The sequence below is a fragment of the Sphingomonas suaedae genome (assembly GCF_007833215.1).
Taxonomy (GTDB): domain Bacteria; phylum Pseudomonadota; class Alphaproteobacteria; order Sphingomonadales; family Sphingomonadaceae; genus Sphingomonas; species Sphingomonas suaedae.
In genome coordinates this window covers 3,881,543-3,892,519 of record NZ_CP042239.1, presented here as the reverse complement: position 1 = coordinate 3,892,519, position 10,977 = coordinate 3,881,543, and the positions used below count along the sequence as shown (strand labels likewise).

The window sequence follows — 10,977 nt, the reverse complement described above, 5'->3', positions numbered from 1 at the left end:
GGAAAGACCCCCGTGCGCTACGCTTATGCGATCACCTCCGCTCTCCTCGTCGGCGGCGCGAGCGCCGCGCTGGTGCTCCAGAACCCGGCGGGTGCGCAGACCGCGCAGAACGAGCCGGGCGCGATTCAGGCGTCGAGCCCGCGCGCCGGCGCGCCGATGAGTTTTGCCGACATGGTCGCGAAGCTCCAGCCCGCCGTCGTCAACATCTCGACCACCCAGCGCGTGCAGGTTCAGACCAATCCGTTCGCCGGAACCCCGTTCGGCGGCCTGTTCGGCGGACAACAGGGCGGCCGTCCGGTGACGCGCCAGGCCGAATCGCTGGGATCGGGCTTCATCATCTCGGCCGACGGCTATGTGGTGACCAACAACCATGTCATCTCGGCAGGCCAGCGCGGCGCGGTGGTTGAATCGATCAAGGTGACGCTGTCCGACCGGCGCGAATATACCGCCAAGCTGATCGGCCGCGATCCCGAGTCCGATCTCGCGGTGCTGAAGATCGAAGGCGCCAATCTGCCCTTCGTGAAGTTCGGCGATTCGAATCAGTCGCGCGTCGGCGACTGGGTGGTGGCGATCGGCAACCCGTTCGGCTTGGGCGGATCGGTGACGGCGGGCATCATTTCCGCGCTTCACCGCGTGACCGGCCAGGGCGGTCCGCTCGACCGGTTCATTCAGACCGATGCGTCGATCAACCGCGGCAATTCCGGCGGTCCGATGTTCGACCTCAACGGTAACGTCATCGGCATCAATTCGCAGATCCTGTCGCCCACCGGCGGCAATGTCGGCATCGGTTTCGCGATTCCCGCGACCGAGGCCAAGCCGATCATCGACACGCTGATGAAGGGCGACAAGGTCGAACGCGGCTATCTGGGCGTCGGCATTCAGCCGCTGACCGACGATCTCGCCAAATCCTTCGGCGTGCCCAAGGGCAAGGGCGAACTGATCAGCCGCGTCGAACCGGGCGAGGCTGCGGCCAAGGCCGGGATCAAGCAGGGCGACATCATCATGAAGGTGGACGGCAAGGAGGTCACTCCCGACACCACTCTGTCCTACCTCGCGGGGGCGCTGCGCCCGGGCAGCCGCGTGCCGATCGAACTGATCCGCGACGGCAAGCGGATGACCGTTCAGATCACCGTCGGCACCCGGCCACCAGTCGAGCAGCTTGCCGGGTTCGACCCCGACGCCGACGAGGGCGCACCGAGTGAGGAGGATGCCCAGCAAAGCGCAACCGCATCGCTCGGCCTCAGCGTCGCCGCGCTGACGCCGCAGATCGCGCGCAGCATCGGTGTCGATCCGGACATGAAGGGCGTGGTCGTCGTCGGCGTCGATCCCTCGAGCGACGCGGCGCAGAAGCAGCTTCGCCGCGGCGATGTGATCGTCTCGATCAACCGTACTCCCGTGGCGACCCCCGCCGAAGTGGCGCGGATCGTGAGCGAGGCGAAGCAGAATGGCGACGGTCAGGTGCTGCTCTATGTCACCCGCCGCGGCGGCGTCGGCGGCTATTTCGCGGTAGATCTCACCGACTGATTTTCGCTGACCTCGTTCGCGTTTCACCCTAAGGCTGCGCTCCTGAACATCGGGAGCGCAGCATGACGGGTGAGGGCGAGCTGTTCATCGGGGTTGGCGGCGGCGAGCGACAGGCGCTCGTCCTCAAGCGCGCAAACCGCCACGGGCTGATCGCCGGCGCGACCGGCACCGGCAAGACAGTGACGCTTCAGGGTCTTGCCGAGAGCTTCAGCCGCGCGGGCGTTCCGGTCTTCGCCGCTGATGTGAAGGGCGACCTGTCAGGCATCGGCATGGCCGGATCGCCGACCGCCAAGACCCACACCCCATTCAGCAACCGCGCCGCCGAGATCGGATATAGCGACTGGCAATATGCTGCGGCGCCGGTTCAGTTCTGGGATCTGTTCGGCGAGCAGGGCCACCCGATCCGCACCACCATCTCCGAAATGGGGCCGCTGCTGCTCGCCCGGCTGATGGGCCTCAACGAAACGCAGGAAGGCGTGCTGACGATCGCCTTCCACGTCGCCGACGATGACGGGCTGTTGCTGCTCGACCTCGACGACCTTCAGGCGATGCTGGTCCATTGCAGCGAGCGCGCCGACGAGATCAGTGCCCGCTACGGCAATGTCGCCAAAGCGTCCGTCGGCGCGATCCAGCGCCAATTGCTCCAGCTCCGCAGTCAGGGCGGCGAGCATTTTTTCGGCGAACCCGCGCTGAGCATTCAGGATTTCATCAAGACCGACGACAATGGCCAGGGCGTCGTCAACATCCTCGCCGCCGACAGGCTGATGGCCTCGCCCCGACTCTACGCGACCTTCCTGCTCTGGCTGCTCTCCGAACTGTTCGAATCGCTTCCCGAAGTCGGCGACCCCGAAACGCCCAAGCTCGTCTTCTTCTTCGACGAGGCGCATCTGCTGTTTGACGAGGCCCCCAAGGCGCTGCTCGACAAGGTCGAACAGGTCGTCCGCCTGATCCGCTCCAAGGGGGTCGGCGTCTATTTCGTCACGCAAAACCCGATCGACATCCCCGAGGATGTCGCCGGACAGCTCGGCAACCGCGTCCAGCACGCACTGCGCGCCTTCACCCAGCGCGAGCAGAAGGCGATCAAGGCGGCTGCGGAAACCTTCCGCGTCAATCCCGACATCGATGTCGAAACCGCCATTACCGAATTGAAGGTCGGCGAGGCGCTGGTGTCCGTGCTGATGGCAGACGGCGCCCCCTCTCCGGTTCAGCGCACGCTGGTGAAGCCCCCGCGCGGCCGGGTCGGGCCGGTAACGCCGGAGGAACGCCGCGTGCTGATCGACACCGACCTGGTCGGCGACAAATATGACACGCGCATCGACCGGGAATCCGCCGGGGAACTGCTGACCGCGAAGGCGACCGAGGCCGCCGCCGCCGCTGCGGAGGCCAAGGCGCAGAACGACGCCGAAAAGGCGGCGCTCGCCCGAGCGAAGGAAGAGGCCCGCGCCGCCAAGGAGGCCGAGCGTCAACGGCTGGCCGCGCAGCGCGAGACGGACCGTCAGGCGCGGCTTGAGGAAGCGGCGAAGCGCAAGGCCGAGCGCGAAGCTGCCAACAATCCCTGGAACCGCGCGATCAAATCGGCAACCCAGTCCGCCTCCACCGCAGCGGGTCGCGCGGTCGCTGGCGAGGTGTCCAAGGCGATCTTCGGCAAGAAATCCGGAGTCGGCGCCAGCGTCGTCGGCGGGATCGTGCGCGGCGTTCTGGGCGGGCTGTTCAAGGGACGCTGAGATCAGCGTCACAGGACGGCACCGGCCCGCTCCCCACCTGGCCACTCAACGCAAGTATCTATGGGTGGCCGGGTGGGGAGCGGGCCGGTGCCGGATCAGCGTGGGTGAGGCAAATTCGCGCGCCCTACATCACCGCCAGCAGCGACTTGATCGATACGAACGCGAACGCGACCGAACTGTCAGCGACGCCATACGGAATGAAGAGCGACGTGCCGTGGCGGATAGCACCGCACGAATAGACGACATTGGGGACATAGCCCTCACGGTCCTCACTCGCCGCAGCGAGGATCGGCTCGCGCGTCCGGCCGATCACCTTTGAAGGGTCGTCCTTATCGAGCAGCGCCGCGCCGATCGAATATTTTCGCATCGCGCCGACGCCATGAGTCAGCATCAGCCAGCCTTCGTCCAGCTCGATCGGCGGGCCGCAATTGCCCATCTGCACCAGCTCCCACGGGAATTTGGGCGTGATCAGCTTCACGCCCTCGTCCCAATGGGTCAGACGATCGGATTCGATCAGGAAGATATTCTCTCCGTCCTGCCGCCCGATCATCATATATTTGCCGTTCACCTTGCGCGGGAACAGGCCCATGCCCTTGTTGCGTGCGGCGCTGCCGGTCATCGGCACCAGGTCGAACTCGCGCCAGTCGCGCGTACGCAGCATCTCCGACTGAATCTGCGATCCATTATAGGCGGTATAGGTGCCGAGCCATTCGTCGCTGCCATCGTCATGCCGGAAGTGGGTCAGGCGCATGTCCTCCAGCCCGTTCGACTGCGCGCGCGTGATCGGGAAAAGCAGCGTCCCGGACAGCGTCGAATCGCGATGGCGATAGACCTTGACGGGCCCCTCCGGTGCGTGCGCTTCCTCCTCGCGCGCATCGGCGGAGGTGGCGAAGGGCGGCTCGGGCGCCAGTTTCAATTCGTTCTGTTCGGTAATGATCCCCTCGCGAAACGCGACCGAGGAGATATGCCCCTCCCCCACCGCGCGCAGGCTCATCAAAATGCGGAGCGACCCCTTGGGCATACCCGTCTGATCGTAATGCGGAACAGCGCTGGGATTCATCAGCGCGGCGGCGGCGTAACTGTATTCGTGGCAGAAATAGGCGCCGATCAGCTGGCGCTTCTCGTCGCCGATCATCCCACCGTCCAGGCCCAACTGCGCCTCGATCTCGTCATAACGAGTCATGAAGACGCGTCGCGTCTGCCAGTGCCGGGCCTCGAAATCCTTGAGCACCACGGCGAGCTGCGCACGCGCCTCGCCCGGCGACATATCGAGCACCGCCTGAACCAGCCGCTCGGTCCGGCTCGGCGCGCCGTTCGTCGACTGCCAGCCGATGTGAAAGGGCCGAACCACGACGCGCGAGGGATCGGCATGAAGGCGCAGCGGGTGATGGTACAGATCGAGCAATGCGTCCCCCCGGACAATAAGCGCGCCGCGCGCTTCCTATGCGGCGGCCGGTTCCGGGTCTGCCACGATTTGCGCGCGTTGCGAAAGGGCGGAAATCGCGCAATTGGCCAGTTGCAACGCGAGGATCGACTCTGCGCCCTGGTTCCGGTTCAGCCCATGCGGGTTGAGGCCGTCGAAACAGCCACCATCGCCAACGCTGGCAAGTGGCAGGTCGAGATCATTCTGCCCGAGATACCAGCGATAGGCGCGATGCGCTTCCTGCGCCCAATGCGCGTCTCCGGTGGCGGCAAATGCGGCCGCACAGGCATCGATCGTCGCCTGCGCCTCAAGCGGTTGCTGGTCGAATTGCATCGGTTCGGCATAGGCGCGGCCGAAGCTCTCGGTACCGACCGCACGAAACCGCCCCTCGGGCGAGGTCTGTCGGCCCACAATCCAGTCCAGCGTGGAAAGGCCACAAGCAAGCAGGTCAGACCGATTCAACGCATGTCCCGCGCGGATCAACGCTTCGGGGAGCCGCGCATTGTCATAGGCGAGGACGATCTCGAACCATTCCCATTCGGGACGCCGCGCCTCATCCAACAGGTCCATCAACTCGCCGCCGAACCGCTCCAGGATCTGCGTCGAGAGCGCATGGCCCGGATGCGCCTCCAGCATCGCCGCCGCCCCCAGCATTGCGAAAGCGCAGGCGCGTGGGCTGCCGAACTCCAGGCTGATCGATGCGGTGTCGTCGAACAGCATCCGCGCCCAATCCCGATATTTGCGATCGCGCGCTTCGGACGCGGTAACGCCCAGCGCCCAGAGCGTGCGGCCGTTCGAATCCTCCGATCCCGCGTCTTCGCACCATTGGCGGTCGAAACGCATGAAATTGCGGAACCGGCGCTTGTCGGGGTTCCACGCATATTGGACGAAAGCGGCATAGACGCTGGTCCAGCGGTCCCGCTCGCTTTCGTCGATCGGATCGATCCGGTGCATCAGGATCAGCGCCCGGGCATTGTCGTCGATGCAATAGCCGTGGCGCCGGTCGGGGACGGCATAGATCGAATGCTGAAGCATCCCCGTCGCGTCGCTCATCCGCTCCACGGCACGAAAGTCAGGCGTCAAGATCGCCGCCGGGGCCATCGGCGCCGCGCCGATGCGGGGCGGCCGACTGTCGCGCACCGCATCGATCAGGTCGGCCACCGCCTCGGCGATCCGCGGCCAGATCATCGTCCGGCCGCGCGCATAGGCGCGCTGCGCCAGCGTGACGCGCTCCTCCGCATCGTCGAGCAACCCGACGATCGCCCGCGCAAAAGCGGCGCTGTCGCCGAAATCGACGAGCACGCCATGATCGTCGGCCAGGATTTCCGTCGCATGGACATAGGGCGTCGAAACGACCGGTTTCCCCATCGCCACTGCGTAGGACAGCGTTCCGGACGTGATCTGCGCCGGGTTGGGATAGGGTGTCGCATAGATATCCGCCGCCTGGATATGGTCGAGCAGTTCCTCCTGCTCGACAAAGGCGTTCACGAACGCGATGTTCCGTTCGACCCCCAGCGTCGCGGCAAGCGCGTGGAGGCGGTCGCGATAGGCTTCCCCCTCATGCGCCACCAGATTGGGATGAGTCGCGCCCAGGATCACGTAGAGCGCATCCGGATGCCGGGCGACGATGGCGGGCATCGCCTCGATCAGCGTTTCGATGCCCTTGCTCGGCGCCAGCAGGCCGAACGTCAGGATGACCTGGCGCCCCTCCCAGCCGAACCGTTCCTTCATGGCGTCAGGATCGACCAATGCTCGATCGGGAACGCCGTGCGGAACGACCGCGACCTTGCGCATATCGACCCCATGGACCCGATGCAGGATGTCGCGCCCTTTCTGCGCCATCACGATCACCCGTGCGGCGCGGCGGAGCAGGGCTTCCATCACGCGCCGCTCATCGGCGCTCGGCCGCTCCAGCACCGTATGGAGCGTGGCGATCACCGGCAATGTCGTGCGATCGAGCAACGCGATCAGATGTTCGCCCGCTGCACCGCCATAGATCCCATATTCATGCTGGACCCAGATCGCCTGTGCACCCGAAGCATCGATCGCTCGGGCGGTGTCGAGATAGGCGTCACGATCCTGCTGGGGAATGCTCGCGGTGACCTCCGGCGGATAGGCATAGCCCCCGGGACGGTCATCCATCGCATAGACATCGACGCGCATGTCCGGAAAACGGGCGCGCAGCGCCGCGAAGCAATCGGTCGTAAAGGTCGCGAGACCGCATTTTCGGGGCAGGAAATTCCCGATCAGCGCGATGTGATCGACCCTGTCTGGACGCTGCGACCCCTGGACCATTTCGACTTCCTTCGCATCGGCAACATCTGCCGGCCCGGCATTTCGGGCGATGACTCTCCAAACGTTGATGTTTCACTATGGTTGCAACATTGCTGCGATGCAACATCACGACTCGCGACAAAGGACCAGAATCGCGCGCTCAACCGCGTCCGCGATAGCCCGGAACGTCCTGCGTCGGCACCCACACTCCCTCCGGCGGCGCGCCCGATTGCCAGAACACATCGATCGGGATGCCGCCGCGCGGATACCAATAGCCGCCGATCCTCAGCCATTTGGGTTTCATCTCGGCGAACAGACGCTGTCCGATTCCCACCGTACAATCCTCATGGAACGCGCCATGGTTACGAAAGGCGCCCAGGAACAGCTTGAGCGACTTGGATTCGACGATCGTCTCGCCCGGCACATAATCGATCACCAGATGCGCAAAATCCGGCGCGCCAGTGATCGGGCATAGCGAGGTGAACTCGGGCGCGGCGAAGCGAACCAGATAGTCGGTTCCCGCGCGCGGATTGGGTACATAGTCGAGCACCGCCTCTTCGGGGGTGGCGGGGAGTGCACTGTGTTGGCCGAGATGCTTGGGTGTCATGCGCGTCATTTAAGCACTTTCGGCCGATCTGAAAACTCGACGCGGTAACGCGGGCGGATTAGAGGTGACCGCATGGAAGCGCTCGTAACCCCGCAATGGCTGGCCGACGCGCTTGGCGCGTCCGACCTCAAGATCCTCGACGCAACCTGGTTCCTGCCCGATACCGGGCGAAATGCGCGTGCGGAGTTTGAGGCTGCGCATATTCCCGGCGCCGCCTTTTTCGATATCAACGCCATCGCCGACGCCAGCAGCCCGTTGCCGACGATGCTGCCCGATGCCGAACAGTTCGCGCGCCAGCTGGGCGCGCTCGGCGTCGCGACGGGGGACCGCATCATCCTTTACGACAATGCCCCCCACCACACGGCGACGCGCGCCTGGTGGATGCTGCGCGCATTCGGGATCGACGCCGCCCTGCTCGATGGCGGGTTCGCACGCTGGGTGCGCGAGGGGCGGCCAGTCGAGACCGGCCCAGCAACGCCAGCCGCGGCGATAGTGGCAGTAGAACCGAACCCGTTGCGTATCCGCTCGCTCGATCAGGTGAGGGCGAATCTGACGGCCCATGCCGAACAGCTGGTCGATGCCCGTTCCCCCGCCCGGTTTACCGGGGAGGAGAAGGAGACCCGCCCGGGCCTTGCCAGCGGCCACATTCCCGGCGCCGCGAACATCCCCTATTCGGCGTTCTTCAATGCGGACGGCACGTGGAAACACCCAGCCAGCCTGCGCCAGCTGTTCGAGGATGAGGGGGTCGAGGTCGAGCGCCCGGTGATCGCCACCTGCGGCTCCGGCATCAGCGCCGCCGTGATCGTCTTTGCGCTGCACCTGCTGGGCCACCCGGCCGCGCTGTATGACGGCAGCTGGGTCGAATGGGGCGCGCATCCCGACACTCCCAAGGCGACGGGCGCGGCATGAGTCAGGGCGACGGGACGAAGCTGGTCGGTGCGGGGCGCCGCAAGGAATGGACGCAGGGCATCGTCAGCCCGCCGGTCTGGCGCGCATCGACCATCCTGTACGACAATGTCGCCGAACTTCGCGCGGCTGCGGGCAAGGACAGCCATCACCGGCTGTTCTACGGACGCCGCGGCACGCCGACCCAATGGAGCCTCGCCGAAGCGCTGACCGAACTGGAGCCAGGGGCGGAGGCGACCTTCCTCTACCCATCGGGCGTCGCCGCTGTTTCTGCCGCCCTTCTCAGCGTGCTTTCCCCCGGCGACGAGCTGCTACTGGCCGACAGCGTCTATGATCCGACGCGCAGTTTCGCGACCGGATTCCTCGCGCGCTTCGGGATAACGACACGCTTCTACGACCCGATGATCGGCGGCGGCATCGCGGACCTGATCGGCGAATGCACGCGCGCGATCTTCATGGAAAGCCCCGGCAGCCTGACCTTCGAGGTGCAGGACGTTCCCGCCATCGTCGCCGCCGCGAAGGCGCGCGGGGTGACCACGCTGATCGATAACACCTGGGCGACGCCGCTGCTGTTTCCCGTGATCGAGCTGGGCGTCGATCTCTCGATCCTTGCCTGCACCAAATATATCGTCGGCCATAGCGACGTGATGCTGGGCAGCGTCACCGCCACTCCGTCGCACTGGGCCAGGCTGCGCGATACCAGCTTCGCGCTGGGCCAGACCGCGAGTCCCGACGACGCCTGGCTGGGATCGCGCGGTCTGCGCACCATGGCGGTGCGGCTGAAGCATCACGGCGCCGCGGCGCTTGAGATCGCGCGCTGGCTGGAAGTAAGGCCGGAGGTGGCGCGGGTGCTGCACCCGGCACTGCCATCCTGTCCCGGCCACGACCTGTTCCTGCGCGACTTCAAAGGTCCGTCGGGTTTGTTCTCTTTCGTCCTCAACGGCGGCACCGAAGCCGCGCGAGCTGCGCTGATCGACGGGCTGGAATTGTTCGGCATCGGCTATAGCTGGGGCGGGTTCGAGAGTCTGGCGATCCCGGTCGACCCCGGCCGCATCCGTAGCGCAACCCGTTGGGAGGCCGAAGGGCCGATCGTGCGGCTTCAGATCGGACTGGAAGATCCCGCCGATCTGATCGCCGATCTGGCCGCCGGGCTCGACCGCTTCCGGGCGGCGTCGTGATTCCTCCCGCGCTCGCCCGCTGGCTCGCCGCCAACGACCTCACCACCCCGACCACGCCGGAGCTGATCGAAGCGGCTGTGGCAGGCAGCCTTGCGCTTGTTGCGCTGGCCGCCGGATGGCTGGCGGGACGGCGGATCGGACCGAAGATCGCGGCCTTCTGGCACCAGCGCGTCGGCAATCATGCCGGGGGACTGGCGCACCGGATGCACGCGCTGGTCCGCCACGGCAGTGCCGCGTTGTTGCTGGCGATCGTTATCAACGCCTGGCCCTGGGCGGCGTTGGCCGCTGCGGTTCTCGGCTTCGCGCTCGCATCCGCGAGCGCGATGACGATGCTGGTGTTCATGCGGGGGCTGCACATGCCGCGCTGGAGCGCCTGGCTGGCGGCGGCAGTGGTGTTCGTTGCGATCCTGAGTAACGCGATCGGTGGATTCGACGTCATCACAACTACGCTCGACCGGATCGGCATGGATGTCGGCAAGCGTCGGCTGTCGCTGCTCGCGGTGGTGACGGTTCTGGTCACTGCGGTCGCTCTCTATGCCGGCGCGCGGCTCGCCAATCGCATCATCGGCCATTCGATCGCCGAGGCGCGCGGCTTCGATGCGACGCAAAAACTGCTGTTCCAGAAGCTGGCGAGTATCATCGTCATCGTCATCGCCTTCTTCTTCGGCATCGACCTGCTCGGCATCGATCTCACCAGCTTCGCCGTCTTCTCCGGCGCACTTGGGCTTGCGGTCGGCTTCGGTCTGCAAAAGACCGTCGGCAATCTGATCGCGGGGATCATTCTGTTGATGGACCGCTCGATCAAGCCGGGCGACGTGATCGTCGTCGGCGAGAGCTTCGGCTGGGTCAACAAGATCGGCGTGCGCGCGGTCAGCGTCATCACCCGCGACGGCAAGGAACATCTGATTCCGAACGAGAATCTGATGACGCAGGAGGTGGAGAACTGGTCCTTTTCGGACCGCAACGTCCGGGTCCGTATCCCCGTTGGCATCGCCTATGAGTCCGACGTGAAGCTCGCGCAGAAACTGATGCTGGAGGCGGCGCTGGAAAGCCCGCGGGTGCTCGATTCGCCGCGTCCCAATGTCTGGCTCGCCTCGTTCGGGGATTATGCGCTCGAGCATGAAATCCTGGCGTGGATCAGCGATCCCGAGGGGGGCGTCGGCAATGTGAAATCCGACGTACTCAACCGGCTATGGGTGAAGTTTCAGGAGCACGGGATCGAAATCCCCTTCCCGCAACAGGTGCTCCACTTCCGCAGCACCAGGGGCGACCGGATCGGCAGTATTGCCGGGGTTCGTGGCGAAGGACCGGTTGGCGGGAACGAGGACGCTCCCTAAATCG

General features: G+C 65.5%; 8 protein-coding genes. 5 read left to right on the top strand and 3 right to left on the bottom strand.

Annotated features, from left to right (window positions below; genetic code table 11):
- Positions 1–12: 12 nt before the first annotated feature.
- Positions 13–1,524, top strand: coding sequence for a DegQ family serine endoprotease (locus FPZ54_RS18415; RefSeq protein ID WP_145850038.1), 1,512 nt, complete (start codon positions 13–15; stop codon positions 1,522–1,524).
- A 62-nt stretch (positions 1,525–1,586) separates the two neighbouring features.
- Positions 1,587–3,248 carry a helicase HerA-like domain-containing protein gene (locus FPZ54_RS18410; protein WP_145849261.1) on the top strand — a complete coding sequence of 554 codons (1,662 nt, stop codon included), beginning with the start codon at positions 1,587–1,589 and terminating at the stop codon, positions 3,246–3,248.
- A 124-nt stretch (positions 3,249–3,372) separates the two neighbouring features.
- On the opposite strand, the gene FPZ54_RS18405 is transcribed toward FPZ54_RS18410, so the two are convergent.
- From FPZ54_RS18405 to queF, 3 genes are all read right to left on the bottom strand, one after another.
- Positions 3,373–4,653: a glycoside hydrolase family 130 protein gene (locus FPZ54_RS18405; protein ID WP_145849260.1), complete on the bottom strand. Its 1,281-nt coding sequence runs from the start codon at positions 4,651–4,653 to the stop codon at positions 3,373–3,375.
- A gap of 36 nt (positions 4,654–4,689) precedes the next feature.
- Positions 4,690–6,966, bottom strand: a complete 2,277-nt coding sequence (locus FPZ54_RS18400) for a glycosyltransferase family 4 protein (RefSeq protein ID WP_145849259.1) — start codon at positions 6,964–6,966, stop codon at positions 4,690–4,692.
- A 139-nt stretch (positions 6,967–7,105) separates the two neighbouring features.
- Entirely contained in the window at positions 7,106–7,552 is a 447-nt protein-coding gene (gene queF / locus FPZ54_RS18395) for a preQ(1) synthase (RefSeq protein WP_422396577.1), read from the bottom strand.
- Between the two features lie 72 nt (positions 7,553–7,624).
- On the opposite strand from queF, the gene sseA reads away from it, so the two are divergent.
- Genes sseA through FPZ54_RS18380 form a run of 3 tightly spaced genes read left to right on the top strand, consistent with a single transcriptional unit; the run spans position 7,625 to position 10,973 of the window.
- On the top strand, positions 7,625–8,461 hold the full coding sequence (gene sseA / locus FPZ54_RS18390) for a 3-mercaptopyruvate sulfurtransferase (protein ID WP_145849257.1): 837 nt from the start codon (positions 7,625–7,627) through the stop codon (positions 8,459–8,461).
- On the top strand, positions 8,458–9,636 hold the full coding sequence (gene metC, locus FPZ54_RS18385; RefSeq protein WP_145849256.1) for a cystathionine beta-lyase: 1,179 nt from the start codon (positions 8,458–8,460) through the stop codon (positions 9,634–9,636). Before sseA ends, metC begins: the two co-directional genes overlap by 4 nt.
- Entirely contained in the window at positions 9,633–10,973 is a 1,341-nt protein-coding gene (locus tag FPZ54_RS18380; RefSeq protein WP_239019639.1) for a mechanosensitive ion channel family protein, read from the top strand. Before metC ends, FPZ54_RS18380 begins: the two co-directional genes overlap by 4 nt.
- Positions 10,974–10,977 lie beyond the last annotated feature (4 nt).

Excerpts from the sequence above, each read along its gene's own strand:
- FPZ54_RS18410 (WP_145849261.1), top strand. The coding sequence starts at position 1,587 with ATGACGGGTGAGGGCGAGCTGTTCATCGGGGTTGGCGGCGGCGAGCGA.
- FPZ54_RS18400 (WP_145849259.1), bottom strand. The coding sequence starts at position 6,966 with ATGGTCCAGGGGTCGCAGCGTCCAGACAGGGTCGATCACATCGCGCTG.
- queF (WP_422396577.1), bottom strand. The coding sequence starts at position 7,552 with ATGACACCCAAGCATCTCGGCCAACACAGTGCACTCCCCGCCACCCCC.
- sseA (WP_145849257.1), top strand. The coding sequence starts at position 7,625 with ATGGAAGCGCTCGTAACCCCGCAATGGCTGGCCGACGCGCTTGGCGCG.
- metC (WP_145849256.1), top strand. The coding sequence starts at position 8,458 with ATGAGTCAGGGCGACGGGACGAAGCTGGTCGGTGCGGGGCGCCGCAAG.